The organism is Brevundimonas sp. Root1423, from assembly GCF_001426805.1.
On record NZ_LMFL01000028.1, the window covers coordinates 1 to 23,035 of the forward strand.

22 protein-coding genes and 3 pseudogenes are annotated in these 23,035 nt (G+C 68.7%); 9 read left to right on the top strand and 16 right to left on the bottom strand.

Annotated features, from left to right (window positions below; translation table 11 throughout):
• The coding region (locus tag ASD25_RS17410) for a S16 family serine protease (protein ID WP_304439659.1) at positions 1-732 on the top strand (732 nt) is incomplete at both ends.
• Position 733: 1 nt separating this feature from the next.
• A pseudogene (locus ASD25_RS32100) lies at positions 734-967 on the top strand (S16 family serine protease); the annotation flags it as partial.
• A 229-nt stretch (positions 968-1,196) separates the two neighbouring features.
• Here the strand turns inward: ASD25_RS32100 and ASD25_RS17415 are convergent.
• The 3 genes from ASD25_RS17415 to ASD25_RS17425 all read right to left on the bottom strand — a co-directional run bounded on the left by ASD25_RS17415 (position 1,197) and on the right by ASD25_RS17425 (position 3,791).
• Positions 1,197-1,892 carry a pirin family protein gene (locus tag ASD25_RS17415; RefSeq protein WP_055832592.1) on the bottom strand — a complete coding sequence of 232 codons (696 nt, stop codon included), beginning with the start codon at positions 1,890-1,892 and terminating at the stop codon, positions 1,197-1,199.
• Between the two features lie 78 nt (positions 1,893-1,970).
• A complete protein-coding gene (aroC, locus tag ASD25_RS17420) occupies positions 1,971-3,056 on the bottom strand; it encodes a chorismate synthase (RefSeq protein ID WP_055832595.1) in 1,086 nt (361 codons plus the stop codon).
• A gap of 9 nt (positions 3,057-3,065) precedes the next feature.
• The gene (locus tag ASD25_RS17425; protein ID WP_055832597.1) at positions 3,066-3,791 is read right to left on the bottom strand and encodes a DnaJ C-terminal domain-containing protein; all 726 of its coding nucleotides are present in this window, start codon (positions 3,789-3,791) and stop codon (positions 3,066-3,068) included.
• An 86-nt stretch (positions 3,792-3,877) separates the two neighbouring features.
• Between ASD25_RS17425 and pdxH the strand changes: the two genes are divergently transcribed.
• Positions 3,878-4,552: a pyridoxamine 5'-phosphate oxidase gene (gene pdxH, locus ASD25_RS17430; protein ID WP_055832660.1), complete on the top strand. Its 675-nt coding sequence runs from the start codon at positions 3,878-3,880 to the stop codon at positions 4,550-4,552.
• A 4-nt stretch (positions 4,553-4,556) separates the two neighbouring features.
• Here pdxH and ASD25_RS17435 read toward each other — a convergent pair whose 3' ends face one another.
• Together ASD25_RS17435 and udk are read right to left on the bottom strand one after the other, a co-directional pair.
• Positions 4,557-5,207, bottom strand: a complete 651-nt coding sequence (locus ASD25_RS17435) for a TetR/AcrR family transcriptional regulator (protein ID WP_235561831.1) — start codon at positions 5,205-5,207, stop codon at positions 4,557-4,559.
• 51 nt (positions 5,208-5,258) lie between these two features.
• Positions 5,259-5,906, bottom strand: a complete 648-nt coding sequence (gene udk / locus ASD25_RS17440; protein ID WP_055832601.1) for a uridine kinase — start codon at positions 5,904-5,906, stop codon at positions 5,259-5,261.
• 144 nt (positions 5,907-6,050) lie between these two features.
• On the opposite strand from udk, the gene ASD25_RS17445 reads away from it, so the two are divergent.
• Together ASD25_RS17445 and ASD25_RS17450 are read left to right on the top strand one after the other, a co-directional pair.
• Positions 6,051-7,685 carry a long-chain-fatty-acid--CoA ligase gene (locus ASD25_RS17445; RefSeq protein ID WP_055832602.1) on the top strand — a complete coding sequence of 545 codons (1,635 nt, stop codon included), beginning with the start codon at positions 6,051-6,053 and terminating at the stop codon, positions 7,683-7,685.
• A 4-nt stretch (positions 7,686-7,689) separates the two neighbouring features.
• Positions 7,690-8,382, top strand: coding sequence for a hypothetical protein (locus tag ASD25_RS17450; RefSeq protein ID WP_055832604.1), 693 nt, complete (start codon positions 7,690-7,692; stop codon positions 8,380-8,382).
• A 3-nt stretch (positions 8,383-8,385) separates the two neighbouring features.
• On the opposite strand, the gene ASD25_RS17455 is transcribed toward ASD25_RS17450, so the two are convergent.
• On the bottom strand, positions 8,386-9,288 hold the full coding sequence (locus ASD25_RS17455; protein WP_055832606.1) for an MBL fold metallo-hydrolase: 903 nt from the start codon (positions 9,286-9,288) through the stop codon (positions 8,386-8,388).
• A gap of 57 nt (positions 9,289-9,345) precedes the next feature.
• Here ASD25_RS17455 and ASD25_RS31305 point away from each other — a divergent pair, with 57 nt between their 5' ends.
• Positions 9,346-9,492, top strand: coding sequence for a hypothetical protein (locus ASD25_RS31305; protein WP_200943656.1), 147 nt, complete (start codon positions 9,346-9,348; stop codon positions 9,490-9,492).
• A gap of 3 nt (positions 9,493-9,495) precedes the next feature.
• Here ASD25_RS31305 and ASD25_RS17460 read toward each other — a convergent pair whose 3' ends face one another.
• Together ASD25_RS17460 and ASD25_RS17465 are read right to left on the bottom strand one after the other, a co-directional pair.
• A complete protein-coding gene (locus tag ASD25_RS17460; RefSeq protein WP_055832608.1) occupies positions 9,496-9,894 on the bottom strand; it encodes a TIGR01244 family sulfur transferase in 399 nt (132 codons plus the stop codon).
• Positions 9,895-9,896: 2 nt separating this feature from the next.
• On the bottom strand, positions 9,897-10,412 hold the full coding sequence (locus ASD25_RS17465; protein ID WP_156377047.1) for a hypothetical protein: 516 nt from the start codon (positions 10,410-10,412) through the stop codon (positions 9,897-9,899).
• Positions 10,413-10,991: 579 nt separating this feature from the next.
• On the opposite strand from ASD25_RS17465, the gene ASD25_RS33260 reads away from it, so the two are divergent.
• A complete protein-coding gene (locus tag ASD25_RS33260; RefSeq protein ID WP_369816619.1) occupies positions 10,992-13,823 on the top strand; it encodes a TonB-dependent receptor domain-containing protein in 2,832 nt (943 codons plus the stop codon).
• Between the two features lie 78 nt (positions 13,824-13,901).
• Here the strand turns inward: ASD25_RS33260 and ASD25_RS17475 are convergent, their stop codons facing one another.
• Positions 13,902-14,147 carry a DUF6289 family protein gene (locus tag ASD25_RS17475; RefSeq protein WP_162252087.1) on the bottom strand — a complete coding sequence of 82 codons (246 nt, stop codon included), beginning with the start codon at positions 14,145-14,147 and terminating at the stop codon, positions 13,902-13,904.
• 175 nt (positions 14,148-14,322) lie between these two features.
• Between ASD25_RS17475 and ASD25_RS17480 the strand changes: the two genes are divergently transcribed.
• Positions 14,323-14,859, top strand: a complete 537-nt coding sequence (locus ASD25_RS17480; RefSeq protein ID WP_055832615.1) for a hypothetical protein — start codon at positions 14,323-14,325, stop codon at positions 14,857-14,859.
• Positions 14,860-15,108: 249 nt separating this feature from the next.
• On the opposite strand, the gene ASD25_RS32105 is transcribed toward ASD25_RS17480, so the two are convergent.
• The 6 genes and pseudogenes from ASD25_RS32105 to ASD25_RS17505 all read right to left on the bottom strand — a co-directional run.
• The coding region (locus tag ASD25_RS32105; protein ID WP_235562778.1) for a vitamin B12 dependent-methionine synthase activation domain-containing protein at positions 15,109-16,611 on the bottom strand (1,503 nt) is incomplete at its 5' end.
• Between the two features lies 1 nt (position 16,612).
• A pseudogene (locus ASD25_RS32110) lies at positions 16,613-17,862 on the bottom strand (dihydropteroate synthase); the annotation flags it as partial.
• Positions 17,862-18,332 carry a DUF6882 domain-containing protein gene (locus ASD25_RS17490; protein WP_055832617.1) on the bottom strand — a complete coding sequence of 157 codons (471 nt, stop codon included), beginning with the start codon at positions 18,330-18,332 and terminating at the stop codon, positions 17,862-17,864. The pseudogene ASD25_RS32110 and the gene ASD25_RS17490, both read right to left, overlap by 1 nt.
• A pseudogene (locus ASD25_RS17495) lies at positions 18,332-19,506 on the bottom strand (homocysteine S-methyltransferase family protein). Before ASD25_RS17495 ends, ASD25_RS17490 begins: the two are co-directional and overlap by 1 nt.
• Positions 19,503-20,459 (bottom strand): methylenetetrahydrofolate reductase [NAD(P)H], encoded by a 957-nt coding sequence (gene metF / locus ASD25_RS17500; protein WP_055832621.1) that lies wholly within the window; start codon positions 20,457-20,459, stop codon positions 19,503-19,505. Before metF ends, ASD25_RS17495 begins: the two are co-directional and overlap by 4 nt.
• On the bottom strand, positions 20,456-21,418 hold the full coding sequence (locus ASD25_RS17505) for a metalloregulator ArsR/SmtB family transcription factor (protein ID WP_055832622.1): 963 nt from the start codon (positions 21,416-21,418) through the stop codon (positions 20,456-20,458). The genes metF and ASD25_RS17505 overlap by 4 nt, the downstream gene beginning before the upstream one ends.
• Positions 21,419-21,533: 115 nt before the next feature.
• Between ASD25_RS17505 and ASD25_RS17510 the strand changes: the two genes are divergently transcribed.
• Complete coding sequence (locus ASD25_RS17510; protein WP_055832625.1) at positions 21,534-22,031, top strand: EF-hand domain-containing protein; 498 nt, start codon at positions 21,534-21,536, stop codon at positions 22,029-22,031.
• On the opposite strand, the gene ASD25_RS17515 is transcribed toward ASD25_RS17510, so the two are convergent.
• A complete protein-coding gene (locus ASD25_RS17515) occupies positions 22,028-22,957 on the bottom strand; it encodes a 2-hydroxyacid dehydrogenase (protein ID WP_055832627.1) in 930 nt (309 codons plus the stop codon). The genes ASD25_RS17510 and ASD25_RS17515 overlap by 4 nt on opposite strands.
• Positions 22,958-23,035 lie beyond the last annotated feature (78 nt).

The following is a 23,035-nucleotide window of genomic DNA, read 5'->3' on the forward strand; positions in this document are numbered from 1 at the left end:
GCCCCTGATGGACCGGATGGAGATCATCCGGGTCAGCGGCTACACCGAGGACGAGAAGGTCGAGATCGCCAAACGGCACGTCCTGCCCAAGGTGACGGMMGAGAACGGGCTCAAGCCGGCCGAATTCRTCGTSCCGGACAGCTCGATCCGCGACCTGATCCGCTACTACACCCGCGAAGCCGGCGTGCGGTCGCTGGAACGCGCCCTGGGCGGCCTGGCGCGCAAGTCGGTGCGCGAGATGTCGAAGAACAAGACGCTGTCGGTCACCATCGACGAGGCCAAGCTGGCCGAGTTCGCCGGGGTTCGTAAGTTCCGCTACGGCGAGACSGACGAGGAGGATCAGGTCGGGATCGTCACCGGCCTGGCCTGGACCGAGTTCGGCGGCGAGATCCTGACCATCGAGGCGATCAAGATGCCAGGTCGCGGCCGCATGACCGTGACCGGCAACCTGAAGGAGGTGATGAAGGAGTCCATCTCCGCCGCCGCCTCCTACGTCCGGGCCCGGTCGCTCAGCATCGGCGTCAAGCCGCCAGCGTTCGAGAAGACCGACATCCACGTGCACGTGCCGGACGGCGCGACGCCCAAGGACGGTCCCTCGGCGGGCGTGGCCATGACGGTCGCCATGGTCTCGGTCCTGACCGGCATCCCGATCCGCAAGGACATCGCCATGACCGGCGAGATCACCCTGCGCGGCCGGGTCACCGCCATCGGCGGCCTGAAGGAGAAGCTGCTNCTCCGTTCGGGCATCAAGACGGTGCTGATCCCGGAAGAGAACGAGAAGGACCTCGCCGATGTGCCCGACAATGTGAAGTCGGCGCTGGAGATCGTCCCGATCAAGACGGCGGACGAGGCCCTGAAATGGGCCCTGACCGGAACCCTGACCCCGGTGGAATGGGACGAGGCGACCGATCCGCTTCCGGCCGCTCCGCCTATTCAGGATGTGGGCACGGTGCCCGCGACGCACTGACGGTCTGAGCCTGACAAAAGAACCCCGCCCGGAGCGATCCGGGCGGGGTTTTTCGTTGGGGCACGCTTCATTCCGTTTTACGCCGTCATCCTCGGGCTTGACCCGAGGATCAGAGGCGGCGGCGGTCTGGCAGCCGGGGGATGGCCCACGGGCCGTCGGGTCTCCCCCGACCACTGCGCACCGGACGGTCCGGCCCTCGGGTCAAGCCCGAGGGTGACGGCCGTGCAAGTTAGAGCGAGTCCACCATCACCAGCTCCGCGTCCGCCTTCGCCGTGATCGTGATCTCGGCCTCGTCCCTGATGGCCGCGCCGTCGCGGGCGTTCAGGGGCACGCCGTTGACCTCGACTGCGCCGACGGCGGGGACCAGATAGGCGTGGCGGCCCTCGGCCAGGCTGTAGGTCAGGCTCTCGCCCGCATTCAGCGTAGCGCCCAAGACCTTCGCGTCGGCGTTGATGGTCAGGGCTTCGTCGGTCGGATCGCCGGACGCCAGGACCGAGAATTGGCCGGTGCGGTCGTGCTTCGGAAACACCTTGGCGCCCCAGGCCGGTTTCGCCCCGCGCACATCGGCCTCGATCCAGATCTGGAACAGGGTGGTGGTCTCGTCCTCGAGATTGAACTCCGAGTGCCGCACGCCCGTGCCCGCACTCATCACCTGGACGTCGCCGGCGCCGGTGCGGCCCTTGTTGCCCATGGAATCCTCATGGGTGATGGCCCCGGTGCGGACATAGGTGATGATCTCCATGTCGGCATGGGGGTGGGGCGGAAAGCCGGACTTCGCGGCGATCTCGTCGTCGTTCCAGACGCGCAGCCGGCCCCAGCTCATGCGGCTCGGGTCATAGTAGTTGGCGAAGGAGAAATGGTGTTTGGCGTTGAGCCAGCCGTGGTTGGCGCCACCGAGGCTGTTGAAGGGTCGAACGTCGATCATGGGGTTGCTCCCGGGACTCCGAGGGTTATGAACCTCGCTGGCGCCTATATAAGCAACAGTGTCGGTGACGAAAAGGGGTCAGCCGACCTGCGCCCGATGCCTCAGCATTGCGTCCGCCAGAACGCAGGCCGCCATGGCCTCGACCACGGGCACGCCGCGCAGGGCCACGCAGGGATCGTGACGGCCTTTGGTGCGCAGGTCGGTTTCCTCGCCGTCCCGGGTGATGGTCTGTCGCGGCGTCAGGATGGAGGAGGTGGGCTTGAAGGCGATCCGGGCCGTCAGCGGCTGGCCGGTCGAGATGCCGCCCAGCACGCCGCCGGCGTGGTTGGACAGGAAGACGGGCCGGCCGTCGTCGCCCATCCGCATCTGGTCGGCGTTTTCCTCGCCCGACAGCTCGGCCGAGCCGAAGCCGGCGCCGATCTCGACCCCCTTGACCGCATTGATCGACATCAGGGCGGCGGCCAGTTCGGCGTCGAGCTTGCCGTAGACGGGGGCGCCCCAGCCGGCGGGAACGCCCGTGACTTCAAGCGCCACCACGGCGCCGATGGACGAGCCCGCCTTGCGGACCCCGTCGAGGTAGTCTTCCCACGCCGGCACGACCGAGGCGGACGCCGCGAACAGTGCGTTGTCGTAGACCGCGTCGAAATCCACCGCCCCGGGCGCGATCCGGTGCGGGCCCAGCTGGACCACGCCGGCGCGAATCCGTACGCCGTCGCCCAGGATCCTGCGCGCCACCGCTCCGGCCGCGACCCGGACGGCCGTCTCGCGCGCCGACGACCGCCCGCCGCCGCGATGGTCGCGGACGCCGTATTTGGCCTGGTAGGTGTAGTCCGCGTGGCCGGGCCGGAAGGCGCGGGCGATCTCGCCATAGTCCTTCGAGCGCGCGTCCTCATTGTCGATCTGGATGGCGATGGGGGCGCCGGTGGTGACCGGGCCGTTTCCGTCGTCGAATACGCCGGACAGGATGCGGGCGGTGTCGCTCTCCTGCCGCTGGGTGACGAAGCGGCTGCCGCCCGGCTTGCGCCGGTCAAGCCACGGCTGGAGGTCCGCCTCGGTCAGCGGGATCAGCGGCGGACAGCCGTCGACGACGCAGCCGATCGCCGGCCCGTGGCTCTCGCCCCAGGTCGTCACGCGGAACAGATGGCCGAAGGTGTTGTGCGACATCCGGCGACGCTAGGCCGCCAGCCGGTCCGGCGTCCAGACGCGCGTGAACCGGACCAGCAGATCCTCGGCCGCCGACGGCGCGTCCTGGGAGGGCTCCAGCGTCACGAACAGATGGCCTTGTGGTCTCGCGCCGCGCGCGGGCAGACCCAGGCCCTTGAGGCGCAGCCGCAGAGGTTGATGGCCGCCGACCAGCCAGGCCGAGCGCGGCCCGGCGTGGGTCTCGATCTCCAGCCGCCCGCCCTCGTCAAGCAGGCGTGGAGCCACGGGGCAGGTCATGTAGAGGTCGTCTCCAACGGCGCTGAGCCGCCCGTCGCCGCGCACCAGAACCGGCAGATAAAGGTCAGCGCCCGCGTCTCCCGCGGCCTTGAGCCGCAGATGCTCGCCGCTGCGCAGGCCCGCTGGCACGCGAACGCGAAGCTTGCGGCCTCCCAGCCTCACCTCGACCACGCCGCCGTTCAGGGCCGCGTCCGGGCTCAGGCCGACGACGGGCAGGGCGGGCGCGCGAGGCGCGGGTGCGGCCAGCGCCAGCGGGGCCGTGTCCTGCCGGATCAGACCCCAGGCGGCGATGACCTTGCGGAACCGGGCCTCGCTGCCGCCCGGCGTATCGGGCCGCGCGGCCTTGATCGCGGTGCGGAAGGCGGCCGTCAGCACCTCGCCCTCGGCGGGGCCCGTCAGGCCGAGCACGGCGTAAGCCTCGCGGGTCGAGGCGACCTCAGGAACGGACCGGGCGCGCATGCCGCCACTAAGGCGCGACATAGAGTCAATGCCCGGTTAACCGTGACGCTCTCGCCCGCCCGCGCGGGATGCACTATCTGAGGCTCATGACCGCACCCGTGATCCCGTCCAGCCCGACCCGTGAAGAGTATGCCCGCGACTACGCCGCCGCCCTGGCGGCGAACGGCGATGAGACGATCTTCGAGCGGCCAGAGCCTGTTGCGCTGTTCATCGACTGGCTGAACGACGCCAGGGCGACAGAGCCGAACGACGCCAACGCCATGACCCTGTCCACGGTCGATGCGAACGGAACGCCGGACAGCCGGGTGGTGCTGCTGAAGGATGTCGATGCCGGCGGCTTCACCTTCTATTCCAATGCCGAGAGCGCCAAGGGCGAGCAACTGGCGGCGCAACCGCGGGCGGCCCTGCTGTTCCACTGGAAATCGTTGCGGCGTCAGGTGCGGGTGCGCGGACGGGTCGAGCCGGTGACCCCGGCCGAGGCCGACGCCTATTTCGCCAGCCGGGCGCGCGAGAGCCGCATCGGCGCCTGGGCGTCGGAGCAGTCGCGGCCCCTGGAGAGCCGCGAGGCGCTGGAACTGGCCGTGGCGCGCGAAACGGCCAGGTTCGAAGGCCAGGACGTGCCGCGGCCCGAACGCTGGAGCGGCTGGCGCATCCGCCCGGACCAGGTCGAATTCTGGCGGGACCGGCCGTTCCGCCTGCACGACCGGCTGCGGTTCGACCGGGACGGCGCGGGCTGGACCCGGACCCGGCTTCAGCCCTGACGCATCAGACGCCGTAGCGGGCGAGGAAGGTCTCGACAGCGTCGGCGGCGATCTGGTCCAGACCGCGCGCGGGCATGACCTCGTCCCCGGTGACCAGGGGCATGAAGAAGACGGGATGCTCGATCATCCCCATCAACTGGCCCGCCGCCCAGGACGGACGCTCGATCCGGAGCTCGCCCCGCTCGACCAGTTCGCGCAGGGCGTCGATCAGCACCTTGCCGAAGTCCGCCTTGCCACGGTCGAAAAACTGCATGGCGACGTCCCGAAACCGGGGCCGCTCGGCCACGACCAGACGGAACACCGAGCGGATGAAGGGGTCGGCCATGAAGCCGGCATAGGCGGTGGCGAAATAGGTGAGCCGCTGGCGCGCGGGACCGCCGACCGTGCGGACGTGGCGCATCAGGCGGTCGAAATCCACGGCCGCGTCCTCGATCACCGCTGTGAACAGCTCGGCCTTGCCGTCGAACAGGGCATAGAGGGTCGCCGTGGAGACTCCGGCGTCGCGCGCGATGGGTTCGATCCGGGCTCCGGCATAGCCGTCCGTGACGAACGCCCGCCGTGCGTGCCGCAGGATCGCCTCGCGCTTCGGATCCGTGGGGGAGGGGTGTCGCGCCGCCGTGGCCTGCATGAATTCGCTGCTCGTTGAGACCGCCAAGGTGGCCGGTCATCGAGCGGGGAGCAAGAGGGAGCGGTCCGCTCTGGACAATCAGCGGTCGAGCAGGGCCGCCAGCAGCGGATGGGCCAGCACCGGGGCGACCAGCCGCACCACGGCCTGGGGATCCTCCAGCCGCACCGCGGCCGTGGCGTCGGCGACCACGAAGTCGGCGTTCAGGCGCGACGGTTCGGTCAGGCGCTCATGTCCGGGCCGGACCGTGGCCAGATACTGGTCGATGACGGAGTCCGCCGTGCGTCCGCGCTCGGCCTGGTCGCGCAGCAGGCGGCGAATGAAGCGGATGTCGGCGGGGGTGTCGACGAACACCCGGATGTCGAACAGGCTGACCAGGCCGGGCGTGCACAGCACATGGGTGCCCTCGACGATCACCACCTCGGCCGCCGCGACGGCTTCTCCGCCCGGTTCGCGCCCGTGCCGGATGAAGGAATAGACCGGGGCCGTGACGCCCTCGCCCGCCTTCAAGGCGGTCAGGTCGCGGATCATCAGGTCGTGGTCGCGCGCGGCCACGTCGTCGAAGTCGAAGGTCCGCGGGTCGAAGTCCGGCAGGTCCGCCGCGTCGCGGTAATAGGAGTCCTCGCGCAGCAGGACCGCGCTGCCGTCCGGCAGGGCCGAGACCAGGGCTTCGGCCAGGGTGCTCTTGCCGGAGCCGGAGCCCCCGGTGATGGCGATCAGGATGGACATGATGTGCTTCTAGGACCCCGCGGCCGGTTTCGCCAAGCCGGGCGGGCCTCCGGCTGACCTTGCGTCACGTTGCTTATCGGTGATCACGCCGATAGCGTGACTTTCAAAGCGTCTCGAAAGCAGGCGCGGGCTTGAGGGATCGTGATGCTCGGATTGATGCAGGACTGGCCGTTGACGGTCGACAAGATCCTGGACCATGCGAAGAACTGGCATGGCCACCGCGAGGTGGTCACCCGTTCGGTCGAGGGCCCGATTGTCCGCGCCACCTACGCCGAGATTCACGCCCGCGCCAAGCGCGTCTCCAGCGTGCTGAAGGACTGGGACGTCAAGGTCGGCGACCGCATCGCCACCCTGGCGTGGAACTCCGGCCGTCACATGGAAGTCTGGTACGGCATCATGGGCATGGGCGCCGTCTGCCACACCCTGAATCCGCGCCTGTTCCCCGAGCAGCTGGCCTACATCATCAACCACGCCGAAGATAAGATCATCTTCGTCGACCTGACCTTCATCCCCCTTCTGGAAGCGGTTCTGCCCCATTGCCCCTCCGTCGAGCGGGTCGTGGTCCTGACCGACGAACTGACCATGCCGGCGACGAAACTGCCGGGCGCCGAATGCTATGAGGCCCTGCTGGCCACGGCCTCGGAAGACGTGGCCTGGGGCGGGTTCGACGAGCAGACGGCCTGCGGCCTCTGCTACACCTCGGGGACGACCGGCAATCCCAAGGGGGTGCTGTATTCGCACCGGTCCAACTTCATCCATACCCTGCTGGGCATGCAGTCGACCGTGCTGGGGCCGTCGCCGAAGGAGGTGATCCTGCCGGTGGTGCCGATGTTCCACGCCAACGCCTGGGGCATCGCCTTCGCCGGACCCGCCTCGGGGGCCAAGCTGGTCATGCCCGGCGCGCGGATGGACGGCGCGGCCATCTATGAGCTGATCGAGAGCGAGGGCGTGACCTTCTCGGCCGCCGTGCCGACCGTCTGGCAGGGCCTGCTGACCCATCTGCGCGAGAACAATCTGCGCATCCCCACGGTGAAGAAGGTTCTGATCGGCGGCTCGGCCGTGCCCGAAAGCCTGATCCGCGCCTTCCAGGAGGAGTTCGGCATCGAGGTGCTGCAGGGCTGGGGCATGACCGAGACCTCGCCGATCGGCACCCTGTCCAACCTGCCGCCCGAACTCCTGGCCCTGCCGTACGACGAGCAGATGAAGTGGCGGGTCAAACAGGGCACGCCGCCGCTGGGCGTCGAGCTCAAGCTCAAGAACTACGCCGGCCAGGAAATGCCCCACGACGGGGTCACCTACGGCCGGCTCATGATCAAGGGCCCGACCATCGCCGGCGCCTATTTCAGGGGCGAGGGCGGCGACATCCTCGACCACGAGGGCTTCTTCGACACGGGCGACGTCTCGACCATCGACGAGCAGGGCTTCATGCAGATCACCGACCGCGCCAAGGACGTGATCAAGTCCGGCGGCGAGTGGATCAGCTCGATCGAGATCGAGAACATCGCCGTGGGCCATCCGAAGGTCGAACTGGCCGCCGTCATCGGCGCCGCTCACCCCAAATGGGACGAACGCCCGGTGCTGGTCATCAAGCTCAGGCCGGGCGAGACCCCGGACAGGCAGGAGCACCTCGATTTCCTGCAGGGCAAGATCGCCAAATGGTGGATGCCCGACGACGTCGTCTTCGTGGACGACATCCCGCTGGGGGCCACGGGCAAGGTCGACAAGAAGCTGATCCGCGACCGGATGAAGGACTATCGCCTGCCGACGGCGGGGGCCTGACGCCGTGGCCCGGGGGCAGGCCAGGGGTCAGGGCGCGGTCGGGGCCTTGCTGGCCCTCAGCCTGGCCGCGCCCCTGCTGGTGCTGGGCGCCGCGCTGGGGACCCGCGCGGGTGGCCTGTCCCCGGAGACGGGTTATGACCTGCTGACGATGCGCGTCGGCTGGGGACTGGCCATCGTCGGCGCGCTGGCCGCGCTCGCGGCCGTCGTCCTCGCCCTGCGGGATGTCAGCCGGCTGGGCCTGCTGGCCCTGGCGGCGGTTCTGGCGGGTGGAGGAACGCTGGCCGGCTACGTCTGGCACAACGGCCGCATGGCCGCCGCCCCGTCCGAGGATATCAGCACCGATCTGGTCGATATCCCCGGCTTCGGCGATCTGGCCGACGAACGCCGCGGGCAGGGGCCCCGCGCCAGGGCGGGGGTCGAGGCCTGTCCGGGCGCCCTGCCGGTGATGCGGCAGATCGCGCCCGGTTCCGCCGTATGGGCGCTGCAGCAGGCGGGCTTCACGATCCGCGGGGCCGGGGTGGCGCGCGCGGACGGAAGCCGGGAGAGCTTCTGGTTCGGCTTCGACCATGACGCCGTGATCCGCATCCGTCCCGGGCGCACCGACATCCGCGTCGCCGCGCGCGACGACCGGCCCCATGGCGGCGACGCCTGCCGCATGGCGTCGCGCATCAGCGAGGCGCTGCGGACCAGCCGCTGAGTCTCAGGTCAGGGTCCAGTCGGCGTCGATCGCCGGACCGGGCCGGGCCCGCACGCGTCCGGCGGCTTCCAGGGCGATCAGATGCGCCCAGACCGACAGGCTGGCCGCCGGCCACAGGCGCGCGTCCACGGCCGCGTACAGGTCCGGCACGATGTCCGATATGCGCCGGTTTCCGGCCGTCAGCCGTTCGACGATCTGGGCTTCCCGCGCCAGGCGGTGCGCCCTGCAGGCGGCCAGGAGGGGTTCGGGCTCTGTCACCGGCGCGCCGTGGGTCGGCCACAGGGTGTCGAAGCCGCGGGCGATGACCCGGTCGAGGCTGTCCATATAGGCGGCCATGTCGCCGTCAGGCGGAGCCACCACGCTGGTCGACCAGCCCATCACATGGTCGCCGCTGAACAGGGCGTTCTCCTCGCGCAGCACGAAGGCCATGTGGTTCGAGGCGTGGCCGGGCGTGGCCATCGCCTCCAGGGTCCATCCGTCGCCCGCGATGACCTCTCCGCCGGCCAGCAGGACGTCCGGCGCGAACGCCTCGTCGTCGTCCTCGTCCAGCATCGCCGAGGCGTGGACCGTTCGGCCCGGCGGCCGCGCGGCCAGGATCGGCGCCCCGACCACCTCTGCGAACGGCCGGGCGAGGGGCGCGTGGTCGCGGTGGGTGTGCGTCACCAGCACATGGGTGACGCGCCGGTCCGCCACGGCCGCGCGCAACGCCGCCAGATGGGCGTCGTCCAGCGGCCCGGGATCGATCACCGCCACGCCCGCCCCGGCCTCGGAACGGCCGACGATATAGGTCCCCGTCCCGGTGAAGGTGAACGGCCCCGGATTGTTGGCGATCACGCGCTGGATCAGCGGCGAGACCGCGTCGGCGCGGCCGTATTCGAACGGGGGCATGGGAACAAAGGGGATCATCCGCGGCGGCCCGGGCCTTGCGTTAGGACTTCGTAAACCTTCTGCGGAGTGCGCATCGTGGCCGTTTCCATCGCCCTGGCTGTCTCAAATCGGCTCCAGCCCGTGGCTGCGGCCTTCCTGTGTCTCATGGCGATGCACCTGGCCGTGGCCTCCTGCACGCCGGAACCCGCCCCCTACGCCGCCCGCGCCGCGATCCTTCGCTGATCCTCAGAGCGGCAAACGGCTGAGGTCGTAGCCGGCGCCCGCCGCCGCCGCGCGCAGCTCATCCGCATCGACGCCGCGGAGTCGTTCCGACATCGCCCAGGCCGCGGCGGAGCGCGTGCCCGAACGGCAGAACATCACCGTCGGTCGACCGTCGGCCAGCAGCTCGGCCACGGCGGCGGCCTGCGCCGGTCCCGGCATCCCCGATACGGGAACCCAGGCGAAGTCCATGCCGGCGTCCCGGGCCGCGTCTTCCATCTCGGCGGCCGTCGGTTGTCCGGGGTCCTCGCCGTCCGGCCGGTTGCTGATAACCTGTTGAACGCCCGCCGCGGCCAGGGCCGCCAGGGTCTCCGGCGCCAGCTGGGGCGAGGTCCAGACGGTCGGGGAAAGCGGGCGGGGCGCCATGGCTATTGCCGCCGCACCCGCACGGCGCGGCTGCCGCCGACGGTCATCAGGAAGCTGCCCAGGCTGGCCTTGCGCACGCGCACGGCGTCGCCCTGGCGGGGCCGGATCCGCAAGGGATCTGAATCGATCTGGCGCCACACTCCGCCGTCCGCCAGGCGGAAGACCCAGCGGTTGTCGGCGTTCTGGGTGGCGCTTTGAAGCGTGGTCTCGATCGAGTCGATCTGGGCCGCGCCGTCGGCCCCGAACAGGCGAGGCAGGGTCGGCATCTCGAAACCGAAGAGCTGGCGCCGGGCCTCGCCGAGCTGGGCGCGGTCCATGACGACGACCTCGCCCTGCCGCTCGGCGGAGTCGAGCGCGCTGACGGCGGTGTCGTAGCAGCTCAGGCGCGCGGCGCTGTCGGCGATGGCCCGGCAGGCGGTCAGGCGGGACAGGGTTTCGGCCCGCTCCTGCGGCGGCGCGGCCTGACCGGACAGGGATGCGACGGCCACTGCGGCCGCAAGACCGGATATGAATGACATGGTTGGTCCTCGTCCGAGCTGTCGGCTCGCCCTGATCTAAGTCGGACAAGTCGTTCCCAGCGTCAACCGGATTGGCTGCAACCGCGGCGGTGACCGTATCGTGGCCTAAATACGACAGTCGCGCTTCGACAGGGTTACAGCCGTGTAATTATGGTGGCGAACGGTACGGCGCAGAGCATAACGTCTGGCAACTGCGGCGGGGGAATCTGTCCGTGGGAGAAGGGAATATTCCATTCTAAGGCCTCGACGCCCCGGAAACGGGCGATGTCGAACATCAGGAGACGACCTTTGAGAACCCAGAAAACCCGTATTCGGCTGCTGTCGACGACGATGATCGGCGGCTTCGCCGCCCTCGCTTTCGCCGCACCCGCCATGGCGCAGACCGCGCCGGCGCCGCAGGACGAGGCGCAGCTTGACGAAGTCGTCGTCACCGGCTCGCGCATTCCGCAGACCAACCTGGTCACCACCAGCCCCGTCACCCAGGTGACCGGCGAGGACATCGACATCGCGGGCGTGACCCGGGTCGAGGACCTGGTGACCCGAGGGCAATCTGGCCAAGGNCGCATTCCGCAGACCAACCTGGTCACCACCAGCCCCGTCACCCAGGTGACCGGCGAGGACATCGACATCGCGGGCGTGACCCGGGTCGAGGACCTGGTTTCGCAACTGCCGCAGGCTTTCGCCGCGCAGAACTCGACCGTCTCCAACGGCGCTTCCGGCACGGCCACCGTGTCGCTGCGCAACCTCGGCTCGTCGCGCACCCTGGTGCTGATCGACGGCCGCCGCATGGGCTACGGCTCGCCCAACGACGACGCGGCCGACCTGAACCAGATCCCGGAACAGCTGGTCGAGCGCGTTGAAGTCCTGACCGGCGGCGCCTCGGCCGTCTACGGTTCGGACGCCGTCGCCGGCGTCGTCAACTTCATCATGAAGAAGGACTTCGAAGGCCTTCAGATCGACGCCCAGTACGGCTTCTATCAGCACCACAACGACTATGACGGTCCGGGCAATCTGCGGAGCGTCATCGCCGGCCGCGCGGCCAGCAACCCGTCGCAGTTCCGCCTGCCCGACGATGACGTCGCCGACGGCGAGAGCCGCTCGATCAACGTCATGATGGGCGTGTCCTCGCCGGACGGCAAAGGCAACATCACGGCCTACGCCGGCTATCGCAACAACAACCCCGTCCTCGGTGGCGACCGCGACTACTCGTCCTGCTCGCTCGGCGGACAGAACGCCGCCGGCACCGAATTCACCTGCGGCGGCTCCAGCACCGCCTTCCCGGGCCGCTTCATCTCCCTGACGAACGGCGCCAACCTGACGGTCGGCGGCGCAGCAGGGGCCGGCAACGGCACCTTCACGCCCTTCAGCGCCGCGACCGGCCAGTACAACTTCGGCCCGCTGAACTACTATCAGCGTCCGGATGAGCGTTACACCCTCGGCGCCTTCGGCCACTACGAAGTCAACGACAAGGTCGAGGCCTTCGCCCAGCTGATGTTCTCGGACTACGAGTCCGTGGCGCAGATCGCTCCGTCGGGCGCCTTCCTGGGTCCGATCATCCCCCTCCAGTGCTCCAACCCCCTGCTTTCGGCGCAACAGCGCACGGCGGTCGGCTGCGTGGGTCCGGTGACTTCGGTCAACATGCTGATCGGTCGCCGGAACGTTGAAGGCGGCGGTCGTCAGGACTCGCTCAACTACACCTCCTACCGCGGCGTCGCAGGCATCCGCGGCGAGATCGCGGAAGGCTGGAACTACGACGTGGCCGCGCAGTTCTCGCGCGTTCGCCTCGCCCGCACCTATCTGAACGACTTCTCGAGCACCCGCATCGGTCGCGCGCTCGACGTCGTCAGCGTCGGCGGCACCCCGACCTGCCGGTCGGTCGTCGACGGGACCGACCCCAGCTGCGTGCCCTACAACATCTTCTCGCCGGGCGGCGTAACCCAGGCGGCTCTCGACTACCTGCAGATCCCGCTGATCCAGACCGGCGAGACCACCCAGCAGGTGATCACCGCCGCGGTCACGGGCGACACGGGCTGGTCCATGCCCACCGCATCGCGCAACGTTCAGGTCGCCTTCGGCGCCGAGTATCGTCGCGACTCCCTGGGCTCGGTGACCGACACCTCCTTCGCCACCGGCGACGGCGCCGGTCAGGGCGGCCCGACGATCGGCTTCACCGGTGATACGGACGTCGCCGAAGTGTTCGGTGAAATCCAGATCCCGCTGGCCGACGATCAGCCGTGGGCCTATTCGGCCTCCATCGACGCCGCCTACCGTCGGTCCGAGTACGAGACCTTCGGCGCCGACACCTACAAGGTCGGCGTGGACTACGCGCCGATCGAGGACATCCGCCTCCGCGCCAGCTACTCGCGCGCCGTGCGGGCGCCGAACGTGATCGAACTGTTCACCGCGCAGGGCTTCAACCTGTTCGACCTGGACTTCGATCCCTGCTCGGCTCCGGGCCGTGCGGCGGCCGGCGCGGGCCCCGTCCCCGCCAGCTGCGTCGGCGCCAACCCGTGGCAGGTCACGACTGGCGAACGCGACGGCGGACTGCTCGACAGCCCGGCCGGCCAGTACAACTTCCTCCAGGGCGGCAACCCCAACCTGGAGCCGGAGTCGGCTGACACCTACACGGTCGGCGTGGTCCTGACGCCTTCGTTCCTGCCCCGCTTCAACCTGTCGATCGACTACTACAAGATCAAGGTCGACAACCTGATCGGTTCGATCGGCGCGCAGAACACGCTCGACGCCTGCTACACGGCCGGCAACGCGCTCGCCTGTTCGCTGATCGTGCGTGACGGTCCGACGGGGGCCCTGTGGCTCAACACCGGCAATGTCATCGACACCAACGTCAACATCGGTGGCGTTTCCACCTCCGGCGTCGACGTCAACGCGAACTATGCGGTCGATCTGGAAGACTGGGCCATGCCCGCCTACGGCTCGCTGCAGTTCTCGTTCGTCGGCACCTGGCTGGAATCGCTGGAGACCGACACCGGCCTCGGCTTCGCCAACAGCGTGTATGACTGCAAGGGCTTCTATGCGAACCAGTGCGGCGTGCCGAACCCCGAATGGCGTCACCGCGCCCGGGTGACCTGGGTCTCGCCGTGGGACATGAACCTCTCGGCCACCTGGCGTCACTATGGCGAGGCTGAAATCGGCGTCCTCGGCGCTGACGGCAGCCTGAACAACAGCGCCCCGCGGATCGACAAGGTTCTGGACTCCCAGAACTACCTCGACCTGGCGGCGACCTGGCAGGTGATGGAAACCGTCAGCCTCCGGGCCGGCGTCAACAACGTCCTGGACAGCGATCCGCCGCTGTCGCCCAGCGTCGGTACGACCGGCAACAACAACACCTATCCGCAGCTCTATGATGCGCTGGGTCGTTACGTCTTCTTCGGCATCACGGCCAACTTCTAGGCCACGTCGGGAAGAAACAATCGGGGCGGCGGACCATGGTCCGCCGCCCTTTTTGCTGTCCGGATGTCTGCGACCGGCTCAGCCGTTCATGCCGGGCGGGTTCTTGTTCCATTGCGTGCAGGGTTCGGCCGACAGTTCGATGTAGTAGGGAGTGACCTCGCCCCAGCCGCGGAACTGCCGCTGGCAGTTGTTCATCCAGTAGCCGACCTGGACTGTGTAGGTGGCGTCTGAATAGTACTCCCGCTCGCGGATATAGTCTGTCGCGCTCGCGGGGGCGGCATAGGCCGCTGACAGCGCCGTGGCGCCGATGACGGTGAGTTTCATCAGTCTGGCAAACATCAGATAGTCCTCCGGGCGACCGAACGCCGCCTAACCATAGAGTGCGCCGTCGCGTGTATACCCGTCAAGGTCGTCCGCTGGCGGGTATTTCGCCGCCGTACAAAAACCATCCGGCCTGTTCAGACGTTGCTGTCTGACCGTTCCTCGAAATCGGATTCCCATGCTGATCACCCTCGTCTCCGCCCTGATGCTGTCCACCCAGACGCCCGCCCCCGCGCAGGACGGCGGCGTGGTCTCCACCGCCCCCGGCGTGGAAGCGGTGGAAACCGAGCGCTTCCGCGAAGCGGTCGCCTACGCCAATCCGATGCCGCGCGGCGCGCCCGAGAGCGACTATCCGCTGGTGGCCTGGTGCGAGGCGCTGGTGAACGGCCACGTCGCCCTGGGCGAGACCCTGACCAATCGCGATCCGCTGGATCTGGACATCATCCGGCTGGGCAAGCTGGAGGCCGCCGACTTCCGCGCGGCCCTGGACGCCGCCGAGCCGCGCCAGACCGCGTCCAGCCGCGCCGCCGCCCGCGCCGCCGCCGCCGAGGCCACGGCCAAATGGACGCCCCTGATCGGGCAGGACGAGGTCGTGCGCAGCCAGGCCTTCGGCCTGTTCTTCGGCCTTCCGGGCCGGTGCGAGCACGCCGCGCGCCGCATCCGCGGCAACATCACGACCGCCCCGGCGACCCCTGCGGACGTCGGTCTGGAATAGACAGGGAATTCGACGACGGATTCGCGGGGAATTCGAAGACTCTTCGCTGAGACTTCGACGACTTGAGCGAACCGGTCGCTCAAGTCGTCGGTATTCAGCACCGTCATCCTCGGGCTTGACCCGAGGATCAGACGTCGGGCCGTGCTGGGTCGCGGGGCCGGCCCGACGATCGCGACCGCACCCGCGACCACCCCGCACCGGACGGTCTGATCCTCGGGTCAAGCCCGAGGATGACGGCCGGGTGGACGGTCAGGCCGCGTCGCTGCGGGCGGGGGCGCCGGGATCGTAGTTGAGGATCGGCGACAGCCACCGCTCGGCCGTCCCCACATCCCAGCCCTTGCGCCGCGCATAGTCCGCGACCTGGTCGGGGTCGATCTTGCCGACGCCGAAATAGTGGCTCTCGGCATGGCCGAAATAGAGGCCTGACACGGACGCCGGCGGCGTCATGGCGAAGCTTTCCGTCAGGGCCATGCCGGCGTTTTCCTCCGCCCGCAGCAGGCGGAACAGGGTCGCCTTCTCGGTATGGTCGGGCTGGGCCGGGTAACCGGGGGCGGGGCGAATGCCCTGATATCGCTCGGCGATCAGGTCCTCGACCGTGGTTTCCTCGTCCGGCGCGTGACCCCACAGCTCGGTGCGCACCTTCTTGTGCAGCGCCTCGGCGAAGGCCTCGGCCAGACGGTCGGCCAAGGTCGTCGCCATGATGGCGGAATAGTCGTCGCCGGCCGCCTTGAACCGTCTGGCGATCTCCAGCTCGCCATGGCCCGCAGTGACGGCGAAGGCGCCGATATAGTCCCGGCCCGTCCCGGCGACGAAGTCCGACAGGGCGAGGTTGGGCTTGCCGTTCGCCTTCCGGATCTGCTGGCGCAGGGTGTGGAAGCGGGCGATCTCCTCGCTGCGGCTCTCGTCGGCCCAGACCACGATGTCGTCGCCGACGGCGTTGGCGGGCCAGAAGCCGACCACGCCGCGGGCGGTGAACCATTTCTCGTCGACGATCCGCTTCAGCATCGCCTGCGCGTCCTTGAACAGATCGCGCGCGGCCGAGCCGACGATCTCGTCCTCGAGGATCAGCGGATAGCGGCCAATCAGCTCCCAGCTGGCGAAGAAGGGCGTCCAGTCGATGTGGTCGGCCAGATCGCCCAGATCCCAGCTGTCGAAGGCGCGCACGCCCAGGAAGGACGGGGCCGGGGGCAGGGGCGTCGCCGGGTCGGGTTTGAACCGGTTCTCACGCGCGGCGGGCAGGGCGGCGCGCGCCTTGACCTCCTGACCGCGCGCATACTGTTCGCGGATGCGGACGTATTCGTCGCGCGTGGCGGCCTCGTTCTTCGCCCGCTCGGTCTTCGACAGGAGGCCGGAGACGACGCCCACGGCGCGGCTGGCGTCGATGACATAGGTGGTCGAGCCGCTGCGATAGCCGGGCTCGATCTTGACCGCCGTATGGGTCCGGCTGGTGGTCGCCCCGCCGATCAGCAGGGGAATGTCGAAGCCGCGCCGTTCCATCTCGCGGGCCACGAACACCATTTCGTCCAGCGAGGGGGTGATCAGGCCCGACAGGCCGACGATGTCGACCTTGTGCTCGACGGCGGCGTCCAGGATGCGGTCGGCCGGAACCATGACGCCCAGGTCGATGACCTCGTAGTTGTTGCACTGCAGGACGACGCCGACGATGTTCTTGCCGATGTCGTGGACGTCGCCCTTGACCGTGGCCATCAGGATGCGGCCCGCCTGCTCGCGCGGCTTGCCGGCCTTTTCGGCNTTCTTGCCGATGTCGTGGACGTCGCCCTTGACCGTGGCCATCAGGATGCGGCCCGCCTGCTCGCGCGGCTTGCCGGCCTTTTCGGCCTCCATGAAGGGCTCCAGCCAGGCCACGGCCTGTTTCATCACCCGGGCGGACTTCACCACCTGCGGCAGGAACATCTTGCCCGAGCCGAACAGGTCGCCGACCACGTTCATCCCGTCCATCAGCGGGCCTTCGATGACGTGCAGCGGGCGGTCGAAGGACAGCCGCGCCTCCTCGGTGTCGGCGTCGATGAACTCCGTGATGCCGTTGACCAGGGCGTGTTCGATCCGCTTGCCGACCGGCTGGTCGCGCCATTTCAGGTCGACGACGCGGGCCACGCCCTTGTCGCCCTTGTAGTTGGGGGCGAGGTCGACGAGGCGTTCGGTGTTGGAGACGTTCGTGCGCTGGCGGCGGTTCAGGATCACGTCCTCGACCGCCTCGCGCAGGACCGGGTCGAGCGTGTCATAGACCGGCAGGTCGCCGGCGTTGACGATGCCCATGTCCATGCCCGCCTGGATGGCGTGGTACAGGAAGACGCTGTGGATCGCCCGCCGCACCGGTTCGTTGCCGCGGAAGCTGAACGAGACGTTCGACACGCCGCCCGACACCCGGGCCCAGGGCAGGGTGGCCTTGATGACCTTCGTCGCCTCGATGAAGTCGACGGCGTAGTTGTCGTGCTCCTCGATCCCCGTCGCCACGGCGAAGATGTTGGGGTCGAAGATGATGTCCTCGGGCGGGAAGCCGACCTCGTCCACGAGAATCCGGTAGGCGCGGGTGCAGATCTCGATCTTGCGCGCGGCGGTGTCGGCCTGGCCGACCTCGTCGAAGGCCATGACCACCACGGCGGCGCCGTAGCGCAGGCATTTGACCGCCTGTTCGCGGAACTCGGTCTCGCCCGCCTTCATCGAGATCGAATTGACGATCGGCTTGCCCTGAACGCATTTCAGCCCGGCCTCGATCACCTCCCATTTCGAGCTGTCGATCATCACCGGTACCCGGGCGATGTCGGGCTCGGCCGCGATCAGGTTGAGGAAGGTGACCATGGCCTGCTTCGAATCCAGCAGGCCCTCGTCCATGTTGATGTCGATGACCGAGGCCCCGGCCTCGACCTGCTGACGCGCCACCGACAGGGCGGCGGAATAGTCGCCGTCGATGATCAGCTTCTTGAACTTGGCCGAGCCGGTGACGTTGGTCCGCTCGCCGACGTTGATGAAGGTGGGACGCATCAGCTCGGATTCAGCGGGTGAAGGTTGCGGAGAGTCACGAACATCTGTCTGTCATCGTGCCCGTAAGGCACTGTGAGGGCGCCTTGGGCCTTGGCGAGGTGGGCCGCTGCGACCGTCATTTCCCAGCCGAGATCAACGACGCGATCAGACGTCCACCGAGGCTTGATCAACAACTCTACGCCGCGCTGGATTCCGAACTGATGGATGCCTTCCGCGTCCCGCGTGACCTCCGTTGGTATGGATTCATTGGCCCATGCCCAAAGCCAGTCGCCGTCTCCGCCTGTCGTTCCGATCACCTGTACATCGGCCTTCAGACGCGCAATCCGGTCATCATAGAAGGTCAGCTCACCATTGAGCAGATCGCATTGTCTGTCTTTGTACGGGGCGCAGATTTCGTCAGTCGAACGCCAGGTGCCTTGGAAAGACGCATAGGCGTCATCCATCCACGTATCGAACTCGTCTTCGGTCATCACGCCACCAGCTCGAACGGTTCCAGCCCCGCCAGCCGCATCGCCACCGGCCGCTCGGGAATCTCACGCGTCGGCAGTTTCGACACCGCCTCCGCCGTGTGCCGGATATGCTCGGGCGTGGTGCCGCAGCAGCCGCCGACGATGTTGACCAGGCCCGAGGCCGCCCATTCCTCGAGGAAATGGGCCGTCTCGTGCGGCTGTTCGTCATACTGGCCCATGGCGTTGGGCAGGCCGGCGTTGGGATAGGCGGCGACCAGGGTGTCGGCGACCCGGCTCAGCTCGGCGATGAAGGGCCGCATCARMTCGGCGCCSAGGGCGCAGTTGAAGCCSACGGCGAASGGCTTGGCGTGGCGCACGCTGTTCCAGAAGGCCTCGGCCGTCTGGCCYGACAGGGTSCGGCCCGAGCGGTCGGTGATGGTGCCCGAAATCCAGATCGGCAGGGCCTCCATGCCCTCGTCCTCRAGGTCCTTGATCGCCTTGATCGCGGCCTTGCAGTTCAGCGTGTGATGGTGCCCGAAATCCAGATCGGCAGGGCCTCCATGCCCTCGTCCTCRAGGTCCTTGATCGCCTTGATCGCGGCCTTGCAGTTCAGCGTGTCGGTGATGGTYTCGATCAGATASAGGTCGACGCCGCCCTCGTTCAGCGCCCTCACCTGATGGCGATAGGCGTCATAGACCTGGTCGAAGGTCACCAGACGGGCGCCGGGGTCGTTCACGTCGGACGACATCGACAGCATCTTGTTCAGCGGCCCGATCGAGCCGGCGGCGAAGCGCGGCTTGTGCGGCTCCTTCGCGGTCCAGCGGTCGGCGGCGGCGCGGGCCAGTTTCGCGCCTTCCAGATTGATGTCCCACACCGACTGTTCGTCGAGTTTGTAGTCGTCCTGGGCGATCGTCGTGGCCGAGAAGGTGTTCGTCTCGGAGATATCGGCCCCGGCGGCGAAATACTGGTCGTGCAGATCGGCGATGAGGTCGGGCCGGGTCAGGCACAGGATGTCGTTGTCGCCCTTCAGCTGGACCTCATGCGCGGCGAAGCGGTCGCCGCGGAAATCCTCTTCCGACAGATCGCGGCGCTGGATCATCACGCCCCAGGCGCCGTCGAGGACGAGGATGCGCGCCTTCGCGGCCCGGTGCAGGGCGGCGATGCGCTCGCTGCGGGTAGTGGAGGGGCAGGTCACGCAGACACCGTCTTTTGCTCACGCACGCCCAGCACCCGGCAGATCGCATAGACCAGGTCGGCGCGGTTCAGGGTGTAGAAGTGGAAGTCGGCGAAGCCTTCCTCCTGCAGCCGGGCGCAGGTCTCCGCCGCGACCGAGGCGGCGATCAGCTTGCGGGTCTCGGGGTCGCCGTCCAGACCCTCGAAATGCGCCGCCAGCCAATCCGGCACGGCCGCGCCGCAGCCGGCCGACATCCGCTTCAGGCCTGTGAAGTTCGTCACCGGCATCACGCCGGGGATGATCGGAATGGTCACCCCCGCCTCCCGCACCCGATCGCGGAAGCGCAGGAAGGCGTCGATGTCGAAGAAGAACTGGCTGATCGCGCGCGTGGCCCCCGCGTCGACCTTGGCCTTCAGGACCTCGATGTCGTGGCTGATCGAGGGGCTTTCGGGATGGCCCTCGGGATAACAGCCGACGCTGATGTCGAACCCGCCCTTCGCGGAGATCGCCGCCGTCAGCTCGGTCGCATTGGCGTAGCCGTCCGTATGCGGAACATAGGCGCCGCCGATCCCTGCCCCACCGGGCGGATCACCGCGCAGAGCCACGATATGGCGCACGCCGGCGGCCCGGTAACTCTCGATGACGGCGTCCGCCTCGCCCCGGGTGGCGTCGACGCAGGTCAGGTGCGCGGCCGGAGTCAGGGCTGTTTCGGTCAGGATGCGGTGGACCGTCCTGTGCGTCCGCTCACGCGTCGAGCCGCCCGCGCCATAGGTGACCGAGACAAACTCGGGGGCCAGCGGAGCCAGGCGCGTGACGGCCGTCCACAGGCCGGCTTCGGCCTCATCGGACCTGGGCGGGAAGAATTCGAAGGACACCCGGGGCCGTGACGAATTTTGCCCGGCGCGCGCTACGGGGCCGAGGGGCGACAGGAGCAGCGCCCGCGCCTCGGCCAGACTGCGAGGAGCGACGGTCATGCGACCTTCGCATCCGCCACGGCGGGCTTTTCGGCGGTCCAGATGCACACGGTCAGGCCATCCGTATCCGGGGGCAGGGCGACCGGTTCGCTGGCGACCAGACCGGCTTCACCCAGCCACCGGCGCATCTCGTCGTCGGCGAAACCCAGACGGCGGTGCTGGTGTTCCGCGCGCAGATGCTCAAGCGCGTGGGGGGCGAAGTCCACGATCAACAGCCGCCCGCCGGGCATGACCAGTCGGGCCGCCTCGGCGATGGCCGCCTGGGGGTCCACGAGGTAGTGCAGCACCTGATGGACCAGCACCAGATCGGCGCTGGCCTCGGGCAGGCGGGTGGCGAAGATGTCGCCGTGGCGCAGTTCCACCTTTTCCAGGCCCGCCTTGCTGACGTTGGCGCGGGCGATGTTGAGCATGTTGTGGCTGAGATCCAGCCCGAGCGACATCTTCGCCTTCTTGCCCAGGAGCGTCAGCATTCGCCCCGATCCGGTGCCGAGGTCGACCACCCGCTCGAACGGCCCGTCGCCGGCGGCGCGCTTGATCGCCGCCTCGACGGCGGTTTCGCAGACATACAGCGACCGGATGCGGTCCCACTGCGGCGCGACACGCTCGAAATAGGCGCTGGCGGCGGCGCCCCGGTCGAGGCGCACGTCCTCCAGCCGGCGGTCGTCGGCCTCGTGGGCGGCGGCGTCCAGAAGGTCCAGCACCGTATCGACCAGGCGACGGGCCCGCGGGTCGGACGACAGGCCGTAGAAGACCCGGGCGCCGTCCGGAAACCGCTCGATCAGGCCCGCGTCGGCCATGAGCTTCAGGTGGCGCGACACGCGCGGCTGGCTCTGGTCCAGAATCCGCGACAGCTCCATCACCGACAGTTCCTCGCCTGCAAGCAACGACAGCACCCTGAGGCGGGTGGGCTCGCCCGCGGCGCGCAGGGCTTCGATAGTTTGGTCAGGCGTAAACGACATTCGTTTATATAAGGATATCCTTATACGATTTGGCAAGCGAATTGCGAGGCGCGACAAGGATCCGGAAAGGGGGGTACACTCCGTGGATCAAGCGGAGCCCAGCAGGAGACACGCCATGATCCGCATTCCCGTCGCCCCCCTCGTCCTGGCCGTCATCGGACTTGGAACGGGGGCTGTCGCCCAGACCCCGCCGCCCGGCATGGGCGGCATGGGCATGGGCGGGCCCCAGACCCTGGAAGCCATGCAGACGCGTCAGGACCAGATGTTCGACCGTCTGGACGTCAACGCCGACGGCATGATCACCGGCAATGAACTGGCGGTCCTGACCCAGCCGCCCATGAGCCAGGCCGGCGGGCCGCGGATGCGGTCGATGATCACGCGCGCCGACGCCGACCGGAACGCCCGCATCACCCGCGACGAGATGCGCAGCGCCGCCGCCGCCCTGTTCGCCAGCCTCGACGCCGATCACGACGGCCTCGTCACCCCGGCCGAGCGCGCCAGCATGATGCCCGCCCCTCCGGCGACGGCGCCCGCGCGGATGACGGTTCCCTCGAGGGCCCCGGCCGATCAGACCGGCATGCCGCCCGGCATGGACGTTCCGCCCGGCGGCTAGTCGGGCGTCGGCGTCTTCAGCGGTTCGCCGGCGAAGGCCGCCGTCAGGTTCTGCATCAGCAGCATCAGCATGCCCTGCACGGCCTCGGTCGTGGCCCCGGCCGTGTGTGGCGTCAGGACGGTGTTGGGCACATCGATCCAGCGCGCTGGATCGGTCGGCTCGTCCTCGAACACGTCCAGGGCCGCCTGACCCAGCCGGCCGTCCTTGAGCGCCGTGATCAGGGCGTCCTCGTCGACCAGCTGGCCGCGCGCGACATTGACCAGCAGGCCATGGGGACCCAGCGCCTCGATGACCTCCCGCGAGATGAGGCCGATATTGCTGTCGTCGGCCTTGCAGGCCACCACCAGAATGTCGCTGTCCCGCGCCAGCTCCAGCAGGGAGGCGGCGCGGGGCCAGGCGGCGGCCTTCTCGCGCGGCCCCCACCATTTGACCGTCATGCGCAGCGCCTCGGCCCGGCGCGCCACGGCCTCGCCGATGCCGCCCAGTCCGACGACGCCGACCCGCTGCCCGTGCAGCGACGGCGTGATCATCTTCGACTCCGCCGTCCATTCCCCGGCCCGGAAGGCCCGGTCGCCGGCCGCGATCTGGCGGCGCGCGGCCAGGATCAGGCCGATGGCGTGGTCGGCCACGTCCTCATGGTTGACCCCCGGCGCATGGGTGACCGGCAGGCCGCGGGCCTTGCACCAGGCGGTGTCGATACGGTCATAGCCCGAGGTGAAACAGGCGATCAGCTGCAGCTTCGGCAGCTGTTCGATCAGCGTCTTGTCGAGCGGAAACTCGCCGGCCACGACGAGGGCGCGGATCTCCGCCTGCGCCTCCAGCGGCGGCCCCTCCCAGAACCGGTAGACGGTCCACTGGCTCTCGAGAAACGCCGTCAGCGGCGCCAGATGCCGCTGCATGATGAGGAGGGCGGGACGGTCGGTCATGCGCCGACACTAGTCCACTCGCGGCCAATGAAAAACGGCCTCCCGACGGATCGGAAGGCCGTTTCGCAAAGGCTTCGG

What these genes read in the sequence shown, in the direction of transcription:
- ASD25_RS17415 (WP_055832592.1), bottom strand. Translation starts at nt 1,892, where the DNA reads ATGATCGACGTTCGACCCTTCAACAGCCTCGGTGGCGCCAACCACGGC.
- aroC (WP_055832595.1), bottom strand. Translation starts at nt 3,056, where the DNA reads ATGTCGCACAACACCTTCGGCCATCTGTTCCGCGTGACGACCTGGGGC.
- ASD25_RS17425 (WP_055832597.1), bottom strand. Translation starts at nt 3,791, where the DNA reads ATGCGCGCCCGGTCCGTTCCTGAGGTCGCCTCGACCCGCGAGGCTTAC.
- pdxH (WP_055832660.1), top strand. Translation starts at nt 3,878, where the DNA reads ATGACCGCACCCGTGATCCCGTCCAGCCCGACCCGTGAAGAGTATGCC.
- udk (WP_055832601.1), bottom strand. Translation starts at nt 5,906, where the DNA reads ATGTCCATCCTGATCGCCATCACCGGGGGCTCCGGCTCCGGCAAGAGC.
- ASD25_RS17445 (WP_055832602.1), top strand. Translation starts at nt 6,051, where the DNA reads ATGCTCGGATTGATGCAGGACTGGCCGTTGACGGTCGACAAGATCCTG.
- ASD25_RS17455 (WP_055832606.1), bottom strand. Translation starts at nt 9,288, where the DNA reads ATGATCCCCTTTGTTCCCATGCCCCCGTTCGAATACGGCCGCGCCGAC.
- ASD25_RS17460 (WP_055832608.1), bottom strand. Translation starts at nt 9,894, where the DNA reads ATGGCGCCCCGCCCGCTTTCCCCGACCGTCTGGACCTCGCCCCAGCTG.
- ASD25_RS17465 (WP_156377047.1), bottom strand. Translation starts at nt 10,412, where the DNA reads ATGTCATTCATATCCGGTCTTGCGGCCGCAGTGGCCGTCGCATCCCTG.
- ASD25_RS17475 (WP_162252087.1), bottom strand. Translation starts at nt 14,147, where the DNA reads ATGAAACTCACCGTCATCGGCGCCACGGCGCTGTCAGCGGCCTATGCC.
- ASD25_RS17480 (WP_055832615.1), top strand. Translation starts at nt 14,323, where the DNA reads ATGCTGATCACCCTCGTCTCCGCCCTGATGCTGTCCACCCAGACGCCC.
- ASD25_RS17490 (WP_055832617.1), bottom strand. Translation starts at nt 18,332, where the DNA reads ATGACCGAAGACGAGTTCGATACGTGGATGGATGACGCCTATGCGTCT.
- metF (WP_055832621.1), bottom strand. Translation starts at nt 20,459, where the DNA reads ATGACCGTCGCTCCTCGCAGTCTGGCCGAGGCGCGGGCGCTGCTCCTG.
- ASD25_RS17505 (WP_055832622.1), bottom strand. Translation starts at nt 21,418, where the DNA reads ATGTCGTTTACGCCTGACCAAACTATCGAAGCCCTGCGCGCCGCGGGC.
- ASD25_RS17510 (WP_055832625.1), top strand. Translation starts at nt 21,534, where the DNA reads ATGATCCGCATTCCCGTCGCCCCCCTCGTCCTGGCCGTCATCGGACTT.
- ASD25_RS17515 (WP_055832627.1), bottom strand. Translation starts at nt 22,957, where the DNA reads ATGACCGACCGTCCCGCCCTCCTCATCATGCAGCGGCATCTGGCGCCG.